This is a genomic window from Boseongicola sp. (assembly GCF_057460485.1).
The window spans coordinates 17,274-40,800 of record NZ_JBVCWP010000003.1; the positions used below are offsets into that span (position 1 = coordinate 17,274).

Annotated in this window: 23 protein-coding genes; 16 read left to right on the forward strand and 7 right to left on the reverse strand. The window is 58.0% G+C overall.

The features are described 5' to 3' along the window. Window positions 1-19 precede the first annotated feature (19 nt). Window positions 20-448 (forward strand): DUF1489 family protein, encoded by a 429-nt coding sequence (locus tag AC221Y_RS01075; RefSeq protein WP_299754117.1) that lies wholly within the window; start codon window positions 20-22, stop codon window positions 446-448. A gap of 71 nt (window positions 449-519) precedes the next feature. Here the strand turns inward: AC221Y_RS01075 and hisG are convergent, their stop codons facing one another. From hisG to hisS, 3 genes are read right to left on the reverse strand one after another with little or no spacing between them, the layout of a single operon-like run. Next, the gene (hisG, locus tag AC221Y_RS01080; RefSeq protein ID WP_299754115.1) at window positions 520-1,242 is read right to left on the reverse strand and encodes an ATP phosphoribosyltransferase; all 723 of its coding nucleotides are present in this window, start codon (window positions 1,240-1,242) and stop codon (window positions 520-522) included. Continuing rightward, window positions 1,239-2,303: an ATP phosphoribosyltransferase regulatory subunit gene (locus tag AC221Y_RS01085; RefSeq protein ID WP_486706651.1), complete on the reverse strand. Its 1,065-nt coding sequence runs from the start codon at window positions 2,301-2,303 to the stop codon at window positions 1,239-1,241. The genes hisG and AC221Y_RS01085 overlap by 4 nt, the downstream gene beginning before the upstream one ends. Next, window positions 2,303-3,784 carry a histidine--tRNA ligase gene (gene hisS, locus AC221Y_RS01090; protein WP_486706652.1) on the reverse strand — a complete coding sequence of 494 codons (1,482 nt, stop codon included), beginning with the start codon at window positions 3,782-3,784 and terminating at the stop codon, window positions 2,303-2,305. The genes AC221Y_RS01085 and hisS overlap by 1 nt, the downstream gene beginning before the upstream one ends. A 78-nt stretch (window positions 3,785-3,862) precedes the next feature. Between hisS and AC221Y_RS01095 the strand changes: the two genes are divergently transcribed. From AC221Y_RS01095 to AC221Y_RS01160, 14 genes are all read left to right on the forward strand, one after another. Further along, on the forward strand, window positions 3,863-4,060 hold the full coding sequence (locus AC221Y_RS01095; protein ID WP_299754109.1) for a SlyX family protein: 198 nt from the start codon (window positions 3,863-3,865) through the stop codon (window positions 4,058-4,060). A gap of 181 nt (window positions 4,061-4,241) precedes the next feature. Then, window positions 4,242-4,733: a VOC family protein gene (locus AC221Y_RS01100; protein ID WP_299754107.1), complete on the forward strand. Its 492-nt coding sequence runs from the start codon at window positions 4,242-4,244 to the stop codon at window positions 4,731-4,733. Window positions 4,734-4,808: 75 nt separating this feature from the next. Further along, window positions 4,809-5,675, forward strand: a complete 867-nt coding sequence (locus tag AC221Y_RS01105; RefSeq protein WP_299754105.1) for a branched-chain amino acid aminotransferase — start codon at window positions 4,809-4,811, stop codon at window positions 5,673-5,675. Continuing rightward, window positions 5,675-6,640 carry an ornithine cyclodeaminase family protein gene (locus AC221Y_RS01110; protein ID WP_299754103.1) on the forward strand — a complete coding sequence of 322 codons (966 nt, stop codon included), beginning with the start codon at window positions 5,675-5,677 and terminating at the stop codon, window positions 6,638-6,640. The genes AC221Y_RS01105 and AC221Y_RS01110 overlap by 1 nt, the downstream gene beginning before the upstream one ends. A 50-nt stretch (window positions 6,641-6,690) precedes the next feature. After that, window positions 6,691-7,146, forward strand: a complete 456-nt coding sequence (locus AC221Y_RS01115; RefSeq protein WP_299754101.1) for a universal stress protein — start codon at window positions 6,691-6,693, stop codon at window positions 7,144-7,146. Window positions 7,147-7,302: 156 nt separating this feature from the next. Next, window positions 7,303-7,866: a NifU family protein gene (locus AC221Y_RS01120; RefSeq protein ID WP_299754100.1), complete on the forward strand. Its 564-nt coding sequence runs from the start codon at window positions 7,303-7,305 to the stop codon at window positions 7,864-7,866. After that, a complete protein-coding gene (gene tsaB / locus AC221Y_RS01125) occupies window positions 7,856-8,572 on the forward strand; it encodes a tRNA (adenosine(37)-N6)-threonylcarbamoyltransferase complex dimerization subunit type 1 TsaB (RefSeq protein WP_486706653.1) in 717 nt (238 codons plus the stop codon). The genes AC221Y_RS01120 and tsaB overlap by 11 nt, the downstream gene beginning before the upstream one ends. Continuing rightward, window positions 8,569-8,988 carry a GNAT family N-acetyltransferase gene (locus AC221Y_RS01130; RefSeq protein WP_299750386.1) on the forward strand — a complete coding sequence of 140 codons (420 nt, stop codon included), beginning with the start codon at window positions 8,569-8,571 and terminating at the stop codon, window positions 8,986-8,988. The genes tsaB and AC221Y_RS01130 overlap by 4 nt, the downstream gene beginning before the upstream one ends. Window positions 8,989-9,163: 175 nt before the next feature. Further along, window positions 9,164-10,159 carry a BMP family lipoprotein gene (locus tag AC221Y_RS01135; protein ID WP_299750383.1) on the forward strand — a complete coding sequence of 332 codons (996 nt, stop codon included), beginning with the start codon at window positions 9,164-9,166 and terminating at the stop codon, window positions 10,157-10,159. Then, window positions 10,159-11,787, forward strand: a complete 1,629-nt coding sequence (locus AC221Y_RS01140; RefSeq protein ID WP_299750381.1) for an ABC transporter ATP-binding protein — start codon at window positions 10,159-10,161, stop codon at window positions 11,785-11,787. The genes AC221Y_RS01135 and AC221Y_RS01140 overlap by 1 nt, the downstream gene beginning before the upstream one ends. A 4-nt stretch (window positions 11,788-11,791) precedes the next feature. Next, window positions 11,792-12,919, forward strand: coding sequence for an ABC transporter permease (locus AC221Y_RS01145; protein WP_299750378.1), 1,128 nt, complete (start codon window positions 11,792-11,794; stop codon window positions 12,917-12,919). Window positions 12,920-12,925: 6 nt separating this feature from the next. Then, on the forward strand, window positions 12,926-13,903 hold the full coding sequence (locus AC221Y_RS01150; RefSeq protein WP_299750375.1) for an ABC transporter permease: 978 nt from the start codon (window positions 12,926-12,928) through the stop codon (window positions 13,901-13,903). Between the two features lie 101 nt (window positions 13,904-14,004). Beyond that, entirely contained in the window at window positions 14,005-14,919 is a 915-nt protein-coding gene (locus tag AC221Y_RS01155; RefSeq protein ID WP_299750372.1) for a sulfite exporter TauE/SafE family protein, read from the forward strand. Beyond that, the gene (locus AC221Y_RS01160) at window positions 14,919-15,668 is read left to right on the forward strand and encodes a TIGR02186 family protein (RefSeq protein ID WP_299750369.1); all 750 of its coding nucleotides are present in this window, start codon (window positions 14,919-14,921) and stop codon (window positions 15,666-15,668) included. The genes AC221Y_RS01155 and AC221Y_RS01160 overlap by 1 nt, the downstream gene beginning before the upstream one ends. A gap of 32 nt (window positions 15,669-15,700) precedes the next feature. Here AC221Y_RS01160 and AC221Y_RS01165 read toward each other — a convergent pair whose 3' ends face one another. From AC221Y_RS01165 to AC221Y_RS01180, 4 genes are all read right to left on the reverse strand, one after another. Further along, complete coding sequence (locus AC221Y_RS01165) at window positions 15,701-16,432, reverse strand: SDR family oxidoreductase (RefSeq protein ID WP_299750367.1); 732 nt, start codon at window positions 16,430-16,432, stop codon at window positions 15,701-15,703. After that, entirely contained in the window at window positions 16,429-17,958 is a 1,530-nt protein-coding gene (locus AC221Y_RS01170; protein ID WP_299750365.1) for an ATP-dependent DNA helicase, read from the reverse strand. Before AC221Y_RS01170 ends, AC221Y_RS01165 begins: the two co-directional genes overlap by 4 nt. A gap of 609 nt (window positions 17,959-18,567) precedes the next feature. Continuing rightward, a complete protein-coding gene (gene ccrA / locus AC221Y_RS01175) occupies window positions 18,568-19,860 on the reverse strand; it encodes a crotonyl-CoA carboxylase/reductase (protein WP_486706654.1) in 1,293 nt (430 codons plus the stop codon). Between the two features lie 111 nt (window positions 19,861-19,971). After that, complete coding sequence (locus AC221Y_RS01180) at window positions 19,972-21,390, reverse strand: 1-acyl-sn-glycerol-3-phosphate acyltransferase (protein WP_299754476.1); 1,419 nt, start codon at window positions 21,388-21,390, stop codon at window positions 19,972-19,974. A gap of 136 nt (window positions 21,391-21,526) precedes the next feature. Between AC221Y_RS01180 and AC221Y_RS01185 the strand changes: the two genes are divergently transcribed. After that, a complete protein-coding gene (locus tag AC221Y_RS01185; protein ID WP_299754474.1) occupies window positions 21,527-23,527 on the forward strand; it encodes a protein meaA in 2,001 nt (666 codons plus the stop codon).

The window sequence follows — 23,527 nt, forward strand, 5'->3', positions numbered from 1 at the left end:
TGCAACTGGGGAAGATTCTGTGGATAAGTCGCTACATCTCATCAAGCTTTGCGTCGGCGCCGAGAAGGTCGAGGACCTGATTGAGTGGCAGGCGAGTGCTCGGGCCAAGGGGCCAGACGGGTTGCCGCGTCATGTGACAAGGATGTGGCCGAAGCGAGCAGACGACCTGTTGGACGGGGGCTCGCTTTACTGGGTGATTAAGGGGCTGGTTTTGGCGCGTCAGCGGATTGTTCGTCTTGACGAGGTCGATCGGGGCGACGGGAAAAAGCGGTGCGGTATCGTAATGGATCCAATTGTTTACCGGACAGAGAGTGTGCCGAAACGTCCCTTTCAGGGCTGGCGGTATCTTCCCGGGACTGATGCGCCGCGCGACCTTTCTTTGGACCGTGCAAACGAGGATTTGCCGCCCACGTTGATGGCTGCTTTGGCCGATATCGGGGTCCGCTAGAGCCATTTTCGGGACGTCGCCACAACGCCTGCGTAGCGTCGGAATTGTGTCAGTGCAGGCGTTCGCCGAGTTTACGTCTTGGTCACTTTTGGCGTGCCTGTGGACAAAATTCCAATTTTTGCGCGAAGATCACTCAGTGATGCCTCGTCATCGCTCGACAATTCCGCTGTCAGCGACCGAAAAAGCGTCGCCTGACTGACGTGAATGACATCGCCGATCTCTTTGAGGTGATTGGCGTCAAGCGTGGCTCCGGTGGAGGTGATATCGGCGATAGCCTCGGCGGTAAGGTTTACAACTGTGCCCTCCGTCGCGCCCTGACTGTCGACTAGCTGATAACTGGCTACGCCGGCGGCTTTCAGGTGAGCACGCACAAGGCGGTGGTATTTCGTGGCGATACGAAGGCGGAAGCCGTGCGTGCGACGAAAGGCATCGGCGGCGGCGTCGAGATCGTTGAGGTCACGCACGTCGGTCCAGGTCTTGGGAACGGCGATGATCAATCGGGCGTGGCCGAAGCCAAGTTTGGCCAGGGGGACAATTTTGCTGTCCCAGCGTGCGATCTTTTCCTGCACAACGTCAGAGCCGGTGACGCCAAGGTGGATGCGTCCCGACGCAAGTTCTCGCGGGATTTCTCCGGCAGCGAGAAGAACCAGTTCAACACCGTCCACGCCATCGACCCGACCTGCATATTCGCGGTCTGTGCCGGTGCGGGTGATGGTGACACCGCGGGCTGCGAACCAGTCAAAGGTATCGGCCATCAAGCGGCCTTTTGAGGGGATGCCAAGCTTAAGAGTCATGCGCGGGCTTGCCTAAGGGCGAGGACAGCATCGGGGCGGATCACACCGCCAACCGCCGGGATGCGTCGTCCGCCGGACAGGTTTGCGGTGAGAAGATCATAGCGGCCTCCAGTGGCGACGACGGGGACGCCGGAGGCTGAAAACCCGAAAACAAAACCGGTGTAGTATTCCAGCGAGGTGAGGCCGTAGCTTGCCTCGAACTGAAGTTTGGTCGGGTCGATATTCTGATCTGAAAGCGCGTCGAGAAGACCTTCGACCACCTTTGCCGCGTTGACGATATCTTTATCGCCATCGGCGATACGTTTGATGTTGTCGACGGCAGCGGGTGCGGTGGTGCGGATCGCCATCAAGGCCATCAGGCGGTCGACTTCCGAGAGTTTCAACGCGGGCGTTTTCGCCTCTTCCGCAAGCAGGGCAAGGCGCGCTTCGATTTCTTCCGGGCTTCTGAGGCCTACATGCGGGACGGTCAGATCGGCGGGCGCGGGCACCGGCGGGGCCTTTTTAGAGAACCTGTCGAGCAGGGCTTCGAAGCGCACGGGGCGCCAGATGTGGCGCATCAGCGCGTCTTTGCGCCGTTGGGGCGTATCAAGGCCAAGGATTGCGGCCGTCAGTACGCCGAAGTTGCCGATCGTCCCGGATACGGGCAAGTCGTCGAGGGCATCGGAGACCGTGGCGAAGACCTCTGCGTCGGCGTTGGTTTCGTCCGCGATACCGGGGGGATGGCCGATGATTTCAAAGCCGACCTGCATGTATTCGGTGGGCCGCGTGTCGTCGTCTTCCTGACGGCGGAAGATTTCACCGGCGTAGGTGTAACGCGTTTCGCCGCGCGCAGTTGCGATGTGCGTTTGCACCAGCGGCACGGTGAAGTCCGGGCGCAGCATCATTTCGCCGCGAAGGGGGTCTTGGGTGACAAAGGCACGGGCGCGGATGTCTTCGCCGTAAAGGTTCAGAAGCGTGCCAGCGGGTTGCAGAATTGCAGGCTCAAAACTTTCGGCGCCTTTGCCCTCGAACGAGGTCCGCAGGCGGTTGGCTTCAACGCGGATATCGGATTTGACGCTCATTACCGGTCGAGAATTGCGCGGACGCGGGCCACCATGTCGGCGCGGTCACATTCAAATTGGGCCGGTTGGTCTTTCCATTCTTCAAGCGTCGCCGTTTCGGCGATTTTCGCCCCTAGGACGAGGTCTTTGACCTGGACAACGCCGCGATCTGCTTCGTCCGAGCCTTGGATGATTGCGACGGGTGAGTCGCGTTTATCAGCGTATTTCAACTGGTTCCCAAAGTTTTTCGGGTTTCCTAGGTAGACTTCAGCGCGAATGCCACTGGCGCGCAGGTCGGACGCCATTTTCTGGTAGTCCGCCATGCGGTCGCGGTCCATGACGGTGACGACGACAGGTCCGGCGGCGTCGGCTTCGGACTGGCCTTTCATGCGAAGAGCCGCAAGAAGGCGGTCGACGCCGATGGAGATACCCGTTGCGGGGACGGCTTGGCCGGTAAAGCGTTTGACAAGGTCGTCGTATCGGCCTCCGCCTGCGACGGACCCGAACTGGCGCGGGCGGCCTTTTTCGTCTTTGATCTCGAAGGTGAGTTCGGCCTCGAAGACGGGGCCGGTATAGTAGCCGAGGCCGCGCACGACGGATGGGTCGATAACGATGCGGTCGGGGCCGTAGCCTGCGGCAGCGCAGAGGTTGGCGATTTGGGCAAGCTCGGTGACACCTTCGGCCCCCGCAGAGGTATCACCAACGATTTCGTCCAAACGCGCGCAGGTTCCTTCCGCGTCATCACGACGGGCTTTTAGGAAGTCAATCGCGAGGTCCACTTGCCATTGATCAGAATCAATCCCCAGAACATACGCACCGCTGTCATCCTCGCGGCCACCGGTCAGCAAGTCCCGGACACCGCTCTCGCCGAGGCGGTCGAATTTGTCGAGGGTTCGCATTACAAAGGCGCGATCGCTGTCGCCATCCCAGGCGGCCTTTGCCAAAATCCCATCCAGAACTTTACGGTTGTTGATGCGGATGACGTAGTCGCCGCGCTCGATCCCGACGGCTTCAAGGGCGTCTGCCAGCATCATGCAGACTTCGGCGTCGGCAGCGACGGAGGCCGTGCCAACGGTGTCCGCATCGCATTGATAGAACTGACGAAATCGGCCCGGTCCCGGCTTTTCATTGCGCCAGACCGGCCCCATCGCGTAGCGGCGGTAAGGCGTCGGCAGGTCGTTGCGGTGTTGGGCGAAGACGCGGGCGAGCGGTGCTGTCAGGTCGTAGCGGAGCGCAAGCCAATCACCCGGCTTGTCGGTGCCGTCGTCTTCCTGCCAGGCGAAGACGCCTTCGTTGGGGCGGTCAACGTCGGGGAGGAACTTGCCCAGCGCCTCAACCGTTTCGACGGCCGCGCTTTCGAGCGGGTCAAAGCCATGGGCGTGGTAGACCTTTGCGATGGCATCCAGCATCGCCTTGCGTTCGGTCACGTCAGCACCGAAGTAGTCGCTGAAGCCTTTGGGCGTTTCGGCCTTTGGGCGTTGGGGTTTTTTGGTCTTTGCCATGGTGTTTACCGGCCTGGGCCTTATGCAATGTCGCGCGGGGTTTAGCCCGTGGCCCGCGAGGGGGCAAGGAGGACAGCGATGAGTGTGGAAATCGAGGAACAACTGGCGCATCTGGAGCGCGTTGTTGATGAGCTGAACGATGTGGTGGCTCGGCAGGCCGAGGAGATCGCCGTGATGACGCGGCGCGTGGCGATGCTGATGGAGCGGGAGGCGATGCGCGAGGCGGATGGTTCGGGCGGCGTGGTGATCGGAAACGAGCGTCCTCCGCATTATTGAGGAACGCGCGGTCGCTGTCGCTTGCGGGGTAAACTGACGTGCTAGATCGGGGTTGCGAGGTGCGGACTGCTTCGGGTTTTCACCTGAGGCCCAGCGCGGGGGGCTGTTTCTTTTCGCGGGGTTTCAGGGGTTTTGCGCCACAGATCGCTGGTCTAGACTGAGTCAGATTGAGGAGACGTCCATGAGCTATACCGCACCTGCCGAAACCCGTGTCGGTCACGTCCATCTGAAAGTGTCCGATCTTGAGCGGTCCATTGCATTCTACAGGGATGTGCTTGGGTTTCATGTGACGCTTCGCTACGGCGAGAACGCGGCGTTCATGGCGGCGGGCAGCTATCACCATCATCTTGGCCTGAACACATGGGAGAGCCTTGGCGGTGCGCCCTCGCCGAAGAAAAACGCAGGTCTTTATCACGCGGCTTTTGTTTACCCGGACCGCGCAGCGCTTGGCGCGGCGGTCGGACAGGTGCGCGCGTCTGGCGTCAACATTTACGGGGCGGCGGATCACGGGGTGAGCCAGGCGGTGTATTTTGACGATCCTGACGGCAATGGGATTGAGCTTTACTGGGACCGTGATCCAACACTTTGGAACGTCGACAGCGATGGTGTCATCGAGATGGTGAATTCGCCGCTTGATATTGATGCGTTGATTTCAGACGGGCGCACGGCTTAAGGGCCATCCGTCGCGCTGCGATCACTGGACGCGCGTGGATCGAACCCCTAGGGTTTGCCGTTGGGAGGATCGTTCATGGCGGTTGGCAGCAATATTCGGACGTATTTCAACGGGGCCTGGCACGACGGCAATGTGGCGGTCATGCGGGCGGCGGATCATGGGTCTTGGCTTGGGTCCACGGTGTTCGATGGCGCACGGTTTTTTGACGGCGTGATGCCTGATTTGGAGGCGCATTGCGCGCGGGTGAACCGGTCGGCTGAGGCTTTGATGATCACCCCCACCGTTTCAACGCAAGATATGGTTGCGATTGTGCGCGAAGGTTTGGCCGCATTTGAGGCCACCAGCGCGGTGTATATTAGACCGATGTATTGGGGCATTGACGGCGATCCGACGGCCATCGTCCCCAGCCTTGAGGCGACAGGGTTTGCGATCTGTCTGGAAGAAATCGGCATGGCTCCGGCTGCGAAAACCGTGCGTCTGACCCGCACGAAATTCCGGCGTCCGGTGTTGGAAGACGCCGTGGTGAACGCCAAGGCCGGCTGCCTTTATCCGAACAATGCGCGGATGCTGGTCGAGGCGCGCAGTCGTGGTTTTGACAATGCATTGGTGGCTGACGCGATGGGCAATGTCGCCGAAACGGCCACTGCGAATATCTTTATGGTGAAGGACGGTGAGGTTTTTACCCCCATCCCCAACGGTACATTTTTGGCCGGAATTACCCGGGCGCGGCATATGACGAATTTGGCGGCGGATGGTGTTGCCGTGCGGGAGGCGGTTTTGTGCTTTGCGGATTTCGCCGATGCCGACGAGGTGTTCATGTCGGGTAATATGTCGAAAGTAACCCCGGTCAGTGAGTTTGACGGAACACAGTATCAGGTCGGCCCAATCACGCGCCGCGTGCGCGAGATGTATTGGGATTGGGCTTTGTCGGAGGCGGTGTGATGCATTTGGGACCGGATCATCTTTATTTGCCGGATACAGAGCTGGAAGCGCTTGGGATTGCGCCCGGCGATATTGCCGACGCGATTGAGGTAGCCTTGGTTGCAAAGGCGCAAGGGCGGCTTCAAACGACGCCAAAATCGGTTATTTTGCCGGGGGACGGCAGATACATGATGTCCACACTGGCGGTGGGCGATGATGGTTTGACGGTTCTGAAAACGGTTGGCGTCTATCCAGACAACGCAGGCCGTGGATTGCCCACGACAACCGGTGCGATCTTGATCCTGGATGCAGAAACCGGCGTATTGCGCGCGCTTTTGGGCGCAGCATGGGTCACTGCGGTTCGCACGGCGGCGTTGTCTGCCGTGGCGGCCCGGAAGATGGCAGACCCCGGATCGCAAAGCATCGCGTTTATTGGCTGCGGGGTGCAGGCGTCGAGCCATCTGGAGGCGTTTCGCGCGTTGTTCCCTTTAAAAAAGGTGTTTGCGGTCGGACGTGGGCGCGCGAATGTGGATCGGTTTGTCAACGAAGCGCGCGGGCTTGGATTAGAGGCTGAAGCCAGCGAGGCAGAGGCCGCGATACGCGCGGCGGATATCGTGGTAAGCTCAATCACACTGAACTACGACGTGGTGCCATTTTTGGATGCGGGATGGATGAAGCCCGGAGCCTTTGCGGCGATCACGGACCTTTTCATCCCGTGGAAAGACGAGACGGCTGGGGCATTTGCCTCGATTTTCGTGGATGATCTTGAGCAGGAGCGCGCCAGTGAAAAACCGATGGTTCCCGCATCAATGATCACCGGTGACCTGCTGGGTCTCGCAACGGGGGCGCCTTTCGTGCGCAGCGGCGATGCGGCTTCGGCCTTTGTGTTTCGGGGGCTGGCGCTTGGCGATTATGCCGCGGCGACACTTGCGATGCGGCGTGCCGAGGCATCAGGGGCCGGGCAACGGATTGTTCCGGGACCATAGACAAAGGCCGCGCGATAGTCTCATGATTGGTGCTAAAAGAGGACGAAGCTATGCGCAAGTTTCTGGTCGTACTGGATGACAGTCGGGAATGTCTGAACGCAATGCGGTTTGCCGCCATGCGAGCGGCCCATACCGGTGGGGGCGTTCAGATTCTGTCGGTTATCCCGCCCGATGAGTTCAATCACTGGATCGGTGTCGGGAATATTATGCGGGAGGAAGCGCGCGAGCGTATTCACGCGCATTTCGAGGTGTTCGCCAAGTGGATGCGGGACAAGCAGAACGTTGATCCCGAACTGGTGATCCGCGAAGGCGAGCCGGTTCAGGAGATCATGGCTCAGGTTGCCGAGGACCGTGAGGTGGGCGTTTTGGTTCTTGGGGCATCGAGTGAAAACCGCGGACCGGGTCCGATCATTGCCGAGTTGGCGCGGAATTTCGGCGATTTGCCTATTCCGGTGACGATTGTGCCGGGGGATTTGTCAAAAGAGAAGCTGGAAGCGATCACCTGATGCAGGGGCGCTGCCCGTCGCCCTGATGGGCTTACCCCCGAGGGATTTCAGAAAGGGTGACCTGGGAACGCAGGCTTGGATTTAGAATGATTCCAAACTCTTGACAGTTCGTCAAAGCGGTCGCATATCTAAACTCTATTCGAGAGGACGCACACCATGTTTATTCAAACGGAATCGACGCCAAACCCTGCCACGCTGAAGTTTCTGCCGGGGCAGAGTGTGCTTGAGGTCGGAACGGCCGATTTTCCGAACTCTGAGGCAGCTGGATCGTCTCCACTTGCGACCCGTTTGTTTGGGATCGACGGTGTCTCAGGTGTCTTTTTCGGCCTTGATTTTATCACCGTGACCAAGACAGACGCGACCGAATGGGATCACGTTAAGCCTGCGATCCTTGGCGCGATTATGGAGCATTTCCAGTCGGGCCATCCCGTCATTTCAGGCGACGCCGGCCCGGCATCGGGCCATGCAGAACATACCGGTGAAGATGGCGATATCGTTGATCAAATCAAAGAGTTGCTGGATACACGCGTGCGCCCTGCGGTGGCTCAGGATGGGGGCGATATCGTGTTCCATGGCTTTGATCGCGGTATTGTTTACCTTCACATGCAAGGGGCCTGTGCGGGTTGCCCATCTTCCACTTTGACGCTGAAGATGGGCATTGAGAACTTGCTGCGGCACTATATCCCAGAGGTGGTCGAGGTTCGTCCGGTTGCCGCCTGACAAAACCACACTGGCATTTGATACATCGGCCGCGCATTGCGCGGCCGCTTTGCTGTTTGGCGAGCGTGTCGTTGCATCGCGGTATGAAGAAATGGCGAGAGGGCAAGCTGAACGGCTGATACCAATGCTGGAGGAAGTGTTGTCGGATGAGGGGGCGGTTTGGGAAGAACTTGACGTGATCGGCGTCGGCGTCGGTCCCGGAAACTTTACCGGCATCCGCATCGGTGTGAGTGCGGCGCGCGGATTGGCCTTATCTTTGGGCGTACCGACAATTGGTGTTTCTGCCTTTGAAATCATGCGCGGCCCGGCGTCTCGTCCCGGCCCTCGTCAGCAAATTGTCACATTGGGCGGTCCACGTGACACATTTTACGTTCAATCTTTTTCGGGCGGGCATCCGGTGGGAAACCCGCGTGTCCTTGGCGGCGATCATCTTTGGAGTGACCTGGACTTTCCCGCGCCGCCGCCTGGATCTGAATTCCTGGGCCCTTACGCCGAGCACCTGTCGCTGGGCTTCGGTGATGGCGTCCCCGGTCCCTACCCGTTCAACACATCAGAAATCGACTGGCCGCGCGCGCCCGAAATCATCGCCCGCATTGCTCTGGAAAAACTGAGCCGTGGAGGCGATATCGCTGCTCCTGCCCCGCTCTACGTCCGCGCAGCGGATGCAGCACCAGCCTCGGATCCGCAGCCTGTCATTTTGCCATGACGCCCGACGGCCTTGCCCGCATCCACGCCCGTGCGATGCTCGTGCCGCGCCCCTGGTCTGCAGAGACCTTCAAAGGCTTCCTGTCGGATCCTGGATCTGTGCTTGCGCTAAGTGGGGCGGGTTTCGCCCTGGGACGGGTCATCGTTGATGAGGCAGAACTTTTGACGCTTGCCGTGGACCCGGAGGCACGGCGCCGTGGGCACGCGCGCGCCTGCCTTGCAGCGTTTGAAGCTCAAGCGGTCCAAAAAGGTGCGGCGCGCGCCTTTCTGGAAGTGGCCGCAACCAATGCGGCCGCGCGCGCCTTGTATGCATCGGCAGGATACGCCGAGGACCGCGTGCGACGTGGCTACTATGTCATTCCTGACGGTGATGCGATTGATGCCGCTGTGATGAGCAAAACGCTTCTACCCGCATGACTTTGCGTCATTTCGGGGGGCTGGTCGCATAGGAACCCCCAAGACTCCTATTGACCCTCCCAAGCGTCTGCGGCCTTAATCGGAAATGATCTGACAATGATCAGACGAATTCGGACGTGAAGGGCGGTTTGCCCGCCTTTGGCGTTTATAAAACGACTAACTTGGGAGATACCTTATGACCGTTATGCAGAGACTTCTTGGCGCAAGCGCCGTCTTAGCGTTGTCCGCCGGCACTGCAGCAGCCGAGCCTGCACTTATTTTCGACCTTGGCGGCAAGTTCGACAAATCCTTTAACGAAGCAGCTTTCGCAGGCGCGCAGCGCTGGGCTGCAGAAACAGGCGACTCGTTCCGCGAGATCGAACTGACGTCGGAAGCACAGCGCGAGCAGGCGCTTCGTCGTTTCGCAGAAGCTGGTGCGAACCCTGTCATCATGACTGGCTTTGCCTTTGGTTCGGTTCTGGGCGAAGTCGCACCTGACTATCCGGACACGAAGTTTGCGATCATCGATATGGTCGTTGATCAACCAAACGTACGTTCGGTGGTCTTTAACGAGCATGAAGGCTCGTTTCTTGTTGGCATGATGGCTGGTCTGAAAACCGAGACGAACACTGTCGGCTTCATCGGCGGCATGGATATTCCGCTGATCCGCAAATTCGCCTGCGGCTATGCCCAGGGCGTTTTGGCGGCGAACCCCGATGCGAACGTCGTGGCGAACATGACGGGCACCACGCCTGCGGCTTGGAACGACCCGGTTAAGGGCGGCGAACTGACGAAAGCACAGATCAGCCAGGGCGCTGACATCGTGTACGCAGCCGCTGGTGGTACCGGCGTTGGTGTTCTTCAGGTCGCAGCCGATGAGGGCATCTTCTCAATCGGTGTCGACAGCAACCAGAACTATCTGCACCCGGGATCGGTTCTGACATCGATGCTGAAGCGCGTGGACGTTGCGGTTTACGATGCACTGACCCAAGGGACTGACCTTGAGACCGGCTTCAACGTGATGGGTCTTGCGAATTACGGCGTGGGCGTCGCTTTGGACGAGAACAACGAAGCAATCGTGTCTTACGACATGCTGGCTCAAGTTTACGCCGCTGCCGATAAGATCGTTTCGGGCGAAATGATGGTTCACGACTACATGTCGGACGACAGCTGCCCGGCGCTTGAATTCTGATGTCGGAAACGACATCAAACGGGGGGGCGGCCAGCGTGGCCGCCCCTGCCATTGAACTCAAAGGTATCTCGAAAGCCTTTGGGCCTGTGCAGGCCAATAAAGATATTGCGATCCGGGTGATGCCCGGAACAATCCACGGGATCATTGGCGAAAACGGTGCGGGCAAGTCCACATTGATGTCGATCCTTTATGGGTTTTACAAAGCTGACTCGGGTCAGATTTTCATAAACGGAAAAGAAACGACAATCCCTGACAGTCAGGCCGCGATTGGTGCTGGCATCGGGATGGTGTTCCAGCATTTCAAGCTGGTTGAGAATTTTACCGTGCTGGAGAACGTGGTTCTTGGCGCGGAAGAAGGCGCGCGATTGATGCCGTCCTTGTCGAAGGCGCGGAAGCTTTTGACGGAACTGGCCGCCGAATACGAATTGAACGTCGATCCCGATAAGAAGATCGAGGATATTGGGGTTGGCATGCAGCAGCGTGTTGAGATCCTGAAGGCGCTTTACCGCAAGGCTGAGATTTTGATTTTGGACGAGCCCACCGGGGTTTTGACACCGTCTGAGGCCGACCATTTGTTCCGGATCCTGAAGGGTCTGAAGGACGAAGGTAAGACGATCATCCTGATCACACACAAGCTGCGCGAGATCATGAATGTGACCGATACGGTCAGCGTGATGCGACGCGGTGAAATGACGGCGACGGTTAAGACGAGAAATACATCGCCCGAGGAACTGGCCGAACTGATGGTCGGTCGTAAGGTATTGTTAAACGTTGTAAAATTGCCAGCGACGCCCTATGCAAAGGTCTTGGAAGTCGAGAACCTGCGCGTGAAGGACGACAGCGGCGTTGAGCGGCTAAAGGGCGTTTCGCTTAGCGTCTGCGGCGGCGAGATTGTCGGTATTGCAGGCGTCGCAGGCAATGGACAGTCCGAGCTTTTGGAAGTCCTTGGCGGCTATCGGCGTGCCAAGGGCAAGGTGCATCTCAACGGTGAGCCGATTGACCTGACGGGGCGCAAGTCGGATGGACAATCGCGGCGCGAAAAGGGAATTGCTCATGTGCCGGAGGATCGCCAGCGCGAGGGATTGATCCTTGATTTCCATGCTTGGGAAAACGTCGCATTTGGCTATCACAACGCGCCTGAATATCAGAAAAACCGCTGGCTTATGGATAACCGCGCGATCCGTAAGGACACGGTGGGCAAGATGGAGCGTTTTGACGTGCGCCCGCCTATACCTTCTCTGACGGCGAAGAATTTCTCGGGCGGGAACCAGCAGAAGATTGTGCTGGCGCGCGAAATTGAACGCAACCCTGAGTTGCTGCTTGTCGGGCAGCCAACGCGCGGTGTCGATATTGGTGCGATCGAATTCATTCACCAGCAGCTTGTCGCTTTGCGCGATCGCGGCAAAGCAATTTTGCTGGTGTCGGTTGAGCTTGATGAGATCATGTCGCTGGCCGACCGGATCATCGTGATGTTCGACGGTCAGATCATGGGTGAACGGATTGCGGGCCAGACCGACGAGCGCGAGCTTGGACTTTTGATGGCAGGCGTGACGGATACCGGGACGTCGCCTTTGGCGCAGTCTCCTGCCGGCGCGATGCGCGTCGGCAACCCCGGACAGGGAAGGTAGATCGATGGACGTGATGCCAAAGTGGGCGGATGCCCTCCTGATTCCGCTGATCTCTATTGCGATTGCGTTTCTGATCTCGGCCGGCGTGATCGTTGCCATTGGGGAAGACCCGATGGCCGCACTGAATACGATGGTCACGGGCGCGTTGGGCTCGTCGTATGGCTGGGGCTATACCCTTTATTATACCACGAACTTCATCTTCACCGGTCTTGCGGTGTCGGTCGCCTTTCACGCGCGAATGTTCAATATTGGCGGCGAGGGCCAGGCGATGCTTGGTGGTGTCGGGGTGGCACTTGTTTGTCTATTTATCCCGTTCCCTCACTGGAGTGTGGCCCTTCCGGTTGCCTTGATTGGCGGGGCATTGTTCGGTGCGGCATGGGCTGCAATCCCGGCGTATCTGCAGGCCAAGCGCGGCAGCCACATCGTAATCACGACGATCATGTTCAACTTTATTGCGGGATCTTTGCTTGTCTATCTGCTGGTTGAGGTTCTGAAGCCTCCCGGCGCTATGGACCCGGCGACAGCTAAGTTTGCGGCGAGTACGCACCTGCCGACGTTTCAGGACATGTTCAGCTTTGGCGAGAAACCCGCGTTCCGCGGCGCCCCTGCCAATGTGACATTCTTCTTCGCTTTGGTTTCGTGTTTCGCCGTCTGGCTTTTGATCTGGCGCACGCGCTTAGGGTACGCAATCCGAGCTTACGGACACAGCGAACCTGCCGCATTGTATGCCGGTATTTCGCCGACGCGGATCATCATGATTGCGATGTTAATTTCGGGCGGATTGTCCGGCATGATGGCGATCAACACGGTGATGGGCGAGGCCGAGCGACTGGTTTTAAACTCGGTCGAAGGGGCCGGGTTTATCGGGATTGCGGTGGCCTTGATGGGTCGATCGCATCCGCTTGGCGTGCTTTTGGCTGCTCTTTTGTTTGGGTTTCTCTATCAGGGTGGCGCGGAGTTGAGTCTTTGGACCAACGTGCCGCGAGAATTGATCGTGGTTATTCAGGCCTTGGTAATCCTGTTCACAGGCGCGCTAGACAACATGGTGCGGATGCCGCTTGAGAAGTTGTTCTTGTTGTTTAGACGCAAGCAACCTGAACCGGCGACCACTTCGCCAAAGCCGGCGGAGTAAGCGGATATGGATTTCCTGACTTTCCTCCAAATTTCTGACACAGCAGTACGCTTTGCGATCCCGCTGTTGTTTGCCTGTCTTGCAGGTCTCTTTTCCGAACGTGCTGGCATTTTCGACATTGGTCTTGAAGGCAAGATGCTGGCGGCTGCGTTTTTCTCGGCGGCTATCGCGGCTTTGACCGGCAACGTCTGGATCGGGCTATTGGCGGGGATCGGGGCGTCTTTGGCGTTGTCGATTATCCACGGGCTTGCCTCGATCACGTTTCGGGGCAATCAGCTTATTTCGGGCGTGGCGATTAACTTTTTGGCGGCGGGTTTGACCGTTCTCATCGCGCAGGCCTGGTTCAAGCAGGGAGGCCGCACACCCTCGCTTTCCGACTTTGGACCCAACGCACGGTTTACCTCGATCACCCTGCCCTATGCGGATCAGATGGAGGACGCAGGCGCCCTTGGCTTGGTCTATTCCGAGCTGATTTCGGGGCATTCCATCCTAGTCTATGTCGGTTTCCTGATGGTTCCGCTGACATGGTACATTTTGTTTCGCACCCGTTTCGGTCTGCGTCTTCGCGCTGTGGGTGAAAACCCGGCGGCCGTTGACACGGCAGGTGTTTCTGTTGTGGGTCTGAGATATGCAGCTGTTGCGATCTGTGGCATCCTTTGCGGGATGGCGGGCGCCTATCTGGCAACTGCTCTCCAGGCGGGTTTCGTAAAAGACATGTCCTCGGGACGCGGCTTTATCGCGTTGGCGGCGTTGATTTTTGCGAAGTGGCGGCCTTGGTATGCGCTTTGGGCCTGTCTTCTGTTTGGTTTCCTGCAAGCCCTTGCTCTGCGCCCGGATGCGGTTGAGCGGTTGGTGCAGATAGACATCCCCGGACAACTTCTGGATGCGCTTCCTTACATCCTGACCGTGGTCATTCTGGCCGGATTTGTGGGCAAAGCAATTCCCCCGCGTGCCGGTGGCGAGCCCTACGTTAAGGAACGTTAAGACGGCCTGACGGCCAATCGTTCCAAATTATCGGAGCTGGCCTTATCAGGTTCTCCGATTTGGGCGTTGAAAAGTGGTCCAAGGCAGGCGTAAAGAAAGTTATGCAAATCTACCTTCCCATTGCCGAGGTCTCGGTCAACGCCTTTCTCCTTTTAGGACTTGGCGGAATGGTGGGCGTACTTTCGGGTATGTTCGGTGTCGGCGGCGGTTTTTTGATGACCCCGCTGTTGTTCTTCATCGGCATTCCGCCCGCTGTCGCCGTAGCAACCGAAGCCAACCAGATCGTCGCGTCGTCGTTTTCGGGCGTGCTTGCTCATCTGAGGCGAAAATCCGTCGACCTCCGGATGGGGACAGTGCTGCTGATTGGCGGTCTTGTGGGCGCGGCACTTGGTGTTCAGCTGTTCAATACGCTGAAGGCCATGGGCCAGGTCGATCTTCTTGTTAAGCTTTGTTACGTTGTTTTCCTGGGCATCATCGGTGGATTGATGTTTCTCGAAAGCCTGAACGCGATCATCAAGACGCGCAGTGGCAAGCCCCCTGCCCGCAAGCGGCACAACTGGATCCACAACCTGCCCTTTAAGATAAAGTTCCGCACGTCGGGTCTTTATATCTCGGTCATCCCACCGGTTATTGTCGGCCTATTTGTCGGTATTCTCGCGGCAATCATGGGCGTCGGCGGTGGCTTCATCATGGTTCCGGCGATGATTTACCTGCTTGGTATGCCAACAAAGGTTGTTATAGGAACCTCGCTTTTCCAGATTATCTTTGTGACCGGTTTCACCACGCTTTTGCACGCGACGACGAACTTCACCGTGGATGTGGTTCTTGCGGTGCTGCTTTTGGTTGGCGGTGTGATTGGCGCGCAAATTGGCACACGGATCGGCGCGAAGCTTCCGGCGGAGCAATTGCGCATCCTGCTGGCGGGTATGGTGCTTTTGGTCTGCGGTAAGCTGGCCTTTGATTTGCTGGTCATGCCGTCCGAGCTTTACTCGCTTGGCAAGGCGGGGGGGCACTGATGTTCCGCCTTTTATGCCTTCTTTTGCTGCTGGCTTTGCCGGCTCAGGGCGAAGAAGTGGTTGCGGGTCTAAGCCAGGATTCTGTGCAGATCACCACGAATTTTGACGGTTCGGAGATTTTGATCTTTGGGGCAGTTAAACGGGCAGCCCCGCTTCCAGATGGTCCGCCGCTTCAGGTCATTGTTACGGTTGAGGGTCCGACCGCGCCGATCACCATACGGCGCAAGGATAAGCGGTTTGGCATCTGGGTGAACAACGCGGCTGTCGAAGTCGATGAAGCGCCATCCTATTACGCTGTTGCCACGTCGGCCCCTTGGGACGACGTTATCCTTGATATCGAAGATTTGCGTCATCGGGTTTCGATTGACCGCGCCATTCGTGCCGTCGGGCTAGAGCGCGAAGATGGCGCGGACTTCATCGAGGCGCTGATCCGTATAAAGGAATCGCAGAACGCCTATTTGAACGCCTTTGGCTCAGTAGAGATAAGCGAAGAGACGCTTTTCAAGACATCGATCAAGCTGCCCGCGAACCTGACCGAAGGGGATTACACCGCGCGGTTTTACCTGACGCGGGGTGGCGAGGTTCTGGACGTGCACGAGACCAGTATTGATGTGAGCAAGGTCGGCATGGAGCAGTTTTTGTTCAACCTGTCGCGCCAGCAGCCGCTGATTTACGGTCTGATGTCATTGGCGATTGCCATTTTCGCAGGATGGGCCGCGTCGGCCGTTTTCCGTTACATTCGCCTCTAGGACCGAGCGACGAGCGCGCTGGAACGTGCGGCCTAGCCCCGCCCTATATAGGGCATTTTCGTTGCGATGATCGTCATAAACTGCACGTTGGTTTCAAGCGGCAGCTCGGCCATGTGGAGGACCGCGCGCGCGGCATCTTTCACATCCATGACAGGGTTTGGCTCATCCCCACGGGCGACCAGGATATCGTTCATTTCCGTAACCATTGCCGTGCCAGCATTGCCGATGTCGATCTGACCACAGGCGATATCGAAGGGGCGGCCATCAAGGCTGATCTGTCGTGTCATCCCGGTGATTGCGTGCTTCGTTGTCGTGTAGCAAACCATTTGCGGCCTGGGCGTATGGGCCGAGATTGAGCCGTTGTTGATGATCCGCCCGCCTTGTGGAGATTGCGCGCGCATCTGGCGAAACGCGGCGCGCGCGGCCAGAAACATACCTGTCAGGTTGACGTCGACAACGTTTTGGAACTGTTCCAACGAGACTTCGTCTATGGTCGCCTGGGGCCCCGAGATGCCGGCGTTGTTGAACATCGCATCCAGTCGTCCAGTTTTCTCGACGAAGGCTGCAACGGCGGCGTCCACGTCTGCTTCGTTCGTCACGTCGGCGGGCAGGGGCACGGCCGTGTCGAAGGTATTTGCCATGTCCTCGAGGACATCGCCACGGCGGGCTAGAAGGCCCACGGTCCAGCCTGCGTTCAGAAATTCAAGCGCAGTTGCGTAGCCAATGCCGGAGGATGCTCCGGTGATCAGGATGGATTTTGTCATGCTATCTCCTCGGATGAAAGTTCAAATGGGGCGGCGGGTTGGCTGAGGTCGGCGGTGGTCAGCGGATGCGTCGGACGCCCAAGCCGGTAGCGCGTGATCCAAAGCAGACGCGTTTCAGCACGGGTGATCGCAACGTAAGCGAGACGTTTCCAAAGGGGAATACCGGCTTCAATGCGACCGGCGCGGCTGGCGGCGTAGAGGTCGGGCGCAAAGACCTGCACGTCGGGCCATTGCGAGCCCTGCGCTTTGTGGATGGTGACGGCCGCGCCGTGCAGGAACGCCGCCCCCATGTTCGCAGCAAACGGGATTGAGGGTTCTTCCTCGCCCGGTATTTCGATCTTGACGATCGACGCGGCAGAGACCTGCGGTTCAGGCGCACCAATCACGTGCAGGCGCGAAAACCCTGCGCGTTTGCCGGGGCCGAGGTAGATGACCTGCGCGCCTTTAATCAGACCGCGCGCCTCAAGATCGAGGCGTTTTTTTCGGTGTTTCAGGGGAAGTTCAATGCCATCACAGACAAGGGGTTCGCCGGGAAGGAGGCCTTCGGCCGGCGCCTCGAAGGCTGCTCGGAAAGCGTGGATCAGGCGGATGCGGGTTGCGTTTCGCCAGACCAGAACCGGCGATCGCGCCATCATATCGGCATCAACGCGCTCGGCCACAACCACGCGGTCATCCGACGCGGCAGCCTCTTCGATTTGGCGCTCGAAGGCCTCGAAGGTGAGGGTCTCGTCAGCTAGCGCATGGGCGAGATCAAGGATTGGGTTATCTTTGTCCTGACGGTGAATGCGGCTAAGCGTCATTTTACGAGGTTCGGGCAAGTCTTGAAAAACCATCGAGCCGGACTGGTTCACCGGCGCAAGCTGCGCGGGGTCCCCAAACAGCACCAAGGTGGGGAAAATTTCCTTTAGATCCTCGAATTGGCGTTTGTCGAGCATTGAAGACTCGTCGACAAATCCAATGTCGAGTGGGTCTTCGCGGCGCGTCCATCCCAAGATGAAGTCGGACCCTTTAAGACCAGCCGTCGCAAGTGCGCCGGGCACCGAACGGACTTGCTGGTAGAACGCCATCGCGCGATCAAGAGCCAGATCGGTCAGGCCTTCGACGTCGGGGCGATCGGCGTTGCCCACCAACCATTCAGCGATTTTTTCGTACTCAGGATCGTAAAGCGGTGTGTAGAGAATACGGTGGATCGTTGTCGCCGCGACGCCGCGATTGCGAAGAACGCTGGCGGCTTTGTTGGTCGGGGCAAGGATGGCGATTGTGCGCCGGTCTTTGCGACGTCGGCTTTCGTAATCGCCCGACACTGTGTGGACGCCCGCTTCCGAAATCGCTTCGGCAAGACGCGCAAGCAGCATGGTTTTGCCCGATCCCGCCTTGCCGATAATCGCAAGGGCGTTGTCGCCGCCATCGGCACGCGGCGTCGTCGTGCTTTCTTCGATATCGACACCCGCCGAGCGCAAAACTTCAGCGACGCGATCGAACGCTTCGGCCTGATCTTCGGAGAATTGAATGAGCGGCACGGACATGGGCGGACCCTAGCGTCCCGCCCATGTCTGCACCAGCGTGATCGGGCCGAAATCGCCGCCTTTGACATCGAAGTTGGAGCGCCAAAGTTGCGGTCGTGCCAATGGCCGCACATTTCTTCGGTGACGAAGGTGGGGCGGCCTGGTCTCGGTTTCCAAGCAATTGGGGGAAAGCGCTGAAAGCAAGCCTGCACGAGCGGTTCGGAGCGTGCGCAGACCCTGTCGAGATCGTGCTGAACCCCCTCGGTCGAATTGGTCAAAGCGGCGCATTGTTCGCCGGTGGACTTAACCGAATGCTAGACAACATGTTCCAAGTCGACTGTGTCGCGCAGAGCGACACCCTCATCGTTCAACTCCTCAAGCGTTTCGACCTTCTGCAGTTGCTCGATATAGGAGTCCAACATGTCCAATACCCTGTCCCGCCGAGTGAATCGACATGCCGTGGTTCGCGCCTGGATCTATCTGTGCCCCCTATTTCGCCAGGATCAAGGGCCGGCAGATTGTTCTTTTCCGCAAAGGTCACCAGATCCGCTAAGACATCTATTCTCCATTCGTTCGCCATCTTCGACTCTCTTTTTCAAAGAGTCATGCAGCACTAATACAGCCTGCTTCTTATATGGAAACGTCGGTGTCCAAAGTGTCTTCCAATGTTCGCAATCCCGTACGCGGGGATTGGACGAGAACGGCCATGTTGCCGGGCTTGTGTTCGTTGCGCAGCATCTTCATGTGCGCTGCGGGCAAATCCGCCCAAGTAAAGACCTCCGACATGCAAGGATCCAGGCGCCGCTCGACCATCAGCTTGTTGGCAGCACTTGCCTGCTTCAGGTGGGCAAAGTGGCTGCCCTGAAGACGCTTTTGATGCATCCACATATAGCGAACGTCAAAGGTGCAATTGAACCCGGATGTCCCGGCGCAGATCACAACCATTCCGCCCTTCTTAACCACGAATGTGGATACCGGGAACGTAGCTTCGCCGGGATGTTCGAACACCATATCGACGTTGTTGCCTTTGCCGGTGATTTCCCAGATTGCCTTACCGAACTTGCGCGCTTCCTGGAACCACTCCGCATATTCCGGCGTGTTAACGGTGGGCAATTGCCCCCAACATTTGAAGTCACGACGGTTCAAAACGCCCTTGGCCCCAAGGCTCATGACAAAATCGCGTTTGTCTTCATCCGAGATCACGCCGATTGCGTTCGCGCCCGCCGTATTGATCAGCTGGATCGCGTAAGACCCAAGACCGCCAGAAGCCCCCCAAACCAGAACATTCTGGCCCGGTTTCAGGTCGTGAGGCTCGTGTCCAAACAGCATCCGGTAAGCCGTTGCCAAGGTTAACGTGTAGCAGGCGCTTTCTTCCCAAGTGAGGTGCTTGTGGCGCTCCATCAATTGCTGGGCTTGCACCCGTGTAAACTGAGAGAATGACCCGTCCGGCGTCTCGTAACCCCAAATGCGTTGCGAGTTTGAGAACATCGGATCGCCGCCGTTGCATTCTTCGTCGTCGCCATCATCCTGGTTGCAGTGGATCACGACTTCGTCGCCGACCTTCCAACGCTTTACCTTATCACCAACCGCCCAGACGATGCCCGAGGCATCCGAGCCTGCGATATGATAGGACTGATTATGGCCGTCAAACGGGCTGATCGGCTGTCCGAGGGCCGCCCAAACACCATTGTAGTTAACGCCAGCGGCCATCACCAAAACGAGCACTTCATTGCTGTCAATTTCTGGCGTGTCTACGACTTCGACCTGCATGGCGGTGTCAGGATCGCCGTGACGTTCGCGGCGGATCGCCCAAGCATGCATCTGTGCCGGAACATGGCCCATCGGTGGCATTTCGCCCACGGCATAGAGATCCTTGATCGGGGATGTCTGGGTGACTGTTGCTGCCTTCGCGTCCAACGCCATCTGTCGGCTCCTTAACACTATCACGCTGCACCGCAGAATCGCGTTGCGCCTCTGGTGGAATTAGCGCTCATAAAGTAATTATGCAAACGATTTTTTATGGTTTTTGTAATTTTATGTCTTAAGGGAATTGCTCTCGGTTGAAAAAGCCGGGATCGCAATGGCTGCATCTGCAGCAAGGTATTGTCGAATGGAATTGGCATAAAAGATCGCCAAGTCGGTGGCGATAATCCTGTAAATCTCGTCTTCGCGAGACAGGATATGACGTACGACCAAGCCCTCAAGAACACCTGCAAGAGCCTCGTTGTCGCCCTCGGGCGCTGCGAAATCTGGAGGCGTTCCAACAAAGGCCGCACGCAATTTCTCGATCTCTGCGCTGATGTCTTGCATCGTTGCGTGACCGTCGCGCTTGAACAAAGCTGTCATAATCAGTGGCACCGTCACGACTGGCACGGACGTGCGAATATCCTCTTTCAATCGCTCGCCAAGAAGATGGACGAGGTCTGCGGTTTGCGGCGCTCCAGCCGCGAGTTCACTAAGCGATATTGGCCTGCCGAAAGTTACGCCAGCAACGCCGAACCGGGATTCAAGCCCTCGGAGTCGACGCCAGATATATCGCAGCGTAAATTGCACGCCTTCAGGCGCCGAAGCCCTAAAGCGGCGCGTTCCGGACCGGCCGGCAGCCACAAGAATACGGTCCTCGACAACGCGATCATAGTTCAGCGAAACAGGGACAAACACAACGTCAGGACCATCGGAACGCCAGCCCTGCACGATGTAGCTGAGGATGCCTAATTTGGGGGGGCCAACCAGCCCATTCCGGCTTAGCCCGCCTTCGGGGAACACCGCTTGAGTGACGCCAGCTTCGGTCGCCTTTTTCACGTAAGATGCCAGAACCTTGCGGTACAATTCCGTGTGGGATCGACGCCGGATAAAATAAGCCCCCATGGCCCGCACGATCCGGCTTAATGGCCAGACATGCGCCCAGTCCCCCGCCGCGTAGCTAAGAGCCGACTTGTCGCCCGCAAGATAGGTCACCAGCACGTAGTCAAAGTTTGAGCGATGGTTGATCACGAAAACCAGTGTGGCGTTATGATCGACTGCTGAAAGAGCCTCGTCGTCGACACGGTGCAGTCGCACATCGAATAGCTTGTGCGACAGCCAACGGGTCCCGCGAATTGCAATACGGAAATAGGCCGTGGCGCTAAACGACGGGACGATCTCGCGGGCGTATCGGTGCGCTTTCTCAAAGGCGACGTCCTCGCGGACACCTTCGCTTTTGGCGTATTCGGTGACAGCGCGCACGACTTCGGGGTCATAGATGACTCGCTGGATCATGTCTTGGCGACGCAGGAGTTTGAAGGGTTGTATCGGGCGTTCAAGGCGCTTGTTCAGTTCGCTAACGAACCGCTCGGCGCGGCGACGGAAATACCAACGCACCGATGGAAACAGCAGATGAGTGGACGCAGTCACAGCCGCGAACACCAGAACAAGGACGAGAAGCCAAAGCGGCAAGGTGACCGATTGTGTCATGCCCAGACAGTGACAGCGTGCGCTAGGAAGGACAATCCCGTCATGCCGCGCCGCAGCGAATTGACAGAGATACAAAATGACTTTAAATCACCCTTTGGCGAAAGATTATTTCAGCCGATCTTGGAAGGATGCGCGCATGTCGCAAGTGCAGAATGAAACCGCTCGAAAGAGTGCCGATGATCCCTGGTTGTTTCGCACATATGCCGGACATTCGACCGCAAAGGCGTCTAACGCGCTGTATCGCGGTAACCTTGCGAAGGGTCAGACCGGCCTGTCTGTCGCGTTCGATCTGCCCACGCAAACGGGCTATGACAGCGATCACCGCTTGGCGCAGGGCGAGGTCGGAAAAGTTGGCGTGCCGGTTGCGCATCTAGGCGATATGCGCGCACTTTTTGACGCAATCCCATTGGATCAGATGAATACGTCGATGACCATCAATGCCACTGCACCTTGGCTTTTGGCGCTCTATGTGGCCGCGGCAGAAGAACAGGGCGCCGATGTCTCGAAGCTTCAAGGGACCGTGCAAAACGACATTATTAAGGAATACCTTTCACGCGGGACCTATGTTTGCCCACCGCACCCATCGTTAAGAATGATTACCGACGTTGCCGCCTGGACGCGAGAACATCTTCCAAAATGGAACCCGATGAACGTGTGTTCCTACCATTTGCAAGAAGCCGGAGCGACGCCGCAACAAGAGCTCGCCTATGCGTTGGCGACGGCGCAGGCCGTTCTTGACGACCTGAAGAAAAAGGTTCCGCCTGAGCATTTTCCCGCAATGGTTGGCCGTATCAGTTTCTTCGTGAATGCCGGTATCCGGTTTGTCACGGAACTATGCAAAATGCGCGCGTTCGCCGAGCTTTGGGACGAGATTTGTCGGGAACGCTATGGGGTCGAAGAGGAGAAGTTTCGACGTTTTCGGTACGGAGTACAGGTGAATTCTCTGGGGCTTACCGAACAGCAGCCCGAAAACAACGTTTACCGTATCCTATTGGAAATGTTGGCTGTGACCTTGTCAAAGAATGCGCGCGCGCGGGCAGTTCAGCTTCCCGCCTGGAACGAGGCGCTTGGCCTGCCACGGCCCTGGGATCAGCAGTGGTCCTTGCGGATGCAGCAAATTCTGGCATTTGAAACCGACCTTCTTGAATACGGCGATCTGTTCGACGGCAATCGGGTGATTGCATCGAAGGTTGAGGCCCTGAAAGCAGGAGCGCGCGCCGAGCTTGCACATATTGATGCGATGGGCGGCGCGGTCGAAGCGATCGAACATATGAAGATGCGTCTGGTCGAAGCAAACGCAGACCGTATTCAGCGTATTGAGCGTGGTGAGACCATTGTTGTCGGCGTTAACAAGTATGAATCCGGGGAGCCTTCGCCGTTAACCAGCGGCCCCGAGGCCATCATGCTCGCTGACCCAAAGGCCGAGGCGGATCAGATTGCGCGGCTTGAAGCCTGGCGCGCAGCGCGTGACCAAGACGCGGTTCGCGCAGCCCTCGCGGATTTAGAAGCAGCCGCTCGGGATGGGACCAACATCATGCCAGCATCGGTCGCTGCGGCGAAAGCGGGTGTTACAACGGGCGAATGGGGCGATATCGTTCGCGGTGTTTTCGGACAGTACCGTGCGCCGACCGGGGTGTCGCAGGCGCCGTCGAACAAGACGGAAGGTCTTGATGAGTTGCGCGCTGAAGTGGACGCGGTTTCAGCCAAGCTTGGAGAGCGGCTGAAGTTTCTTGTGGGCAAGCCGGGTCTTGACGGACACTCGAATGGGGCCGAGCAAATTGCGACGCGCGCGCGCGATGCAGGCATGGACATCACATATGAAGGTATTCGCCTGACGCCGTCTGAAATTGTCGCTGCTGCCCAAAAGCAAGGTGCGCATGTCATTGGATTGTCTATTCTTTCCGGCAGTCATATGCCGTTGATCGAGGAGCTGTTGAGTGAACTGCGGGGCGCCGGACTGGGTCAAACGCCGGTCGTCGTCGGCGGGATTATTCCCGACGTTGACGCGGAACGGCTGCGCACGATGGGAGTAGCCCGGGTTTATACGCCGAAGGATTTCGACCTTAACCGGATTATGTTTGACATCGTGGCGCTTGCTGACCCGGCAGGTGTTGCCACTGAGGAAGCGACCCGTTGA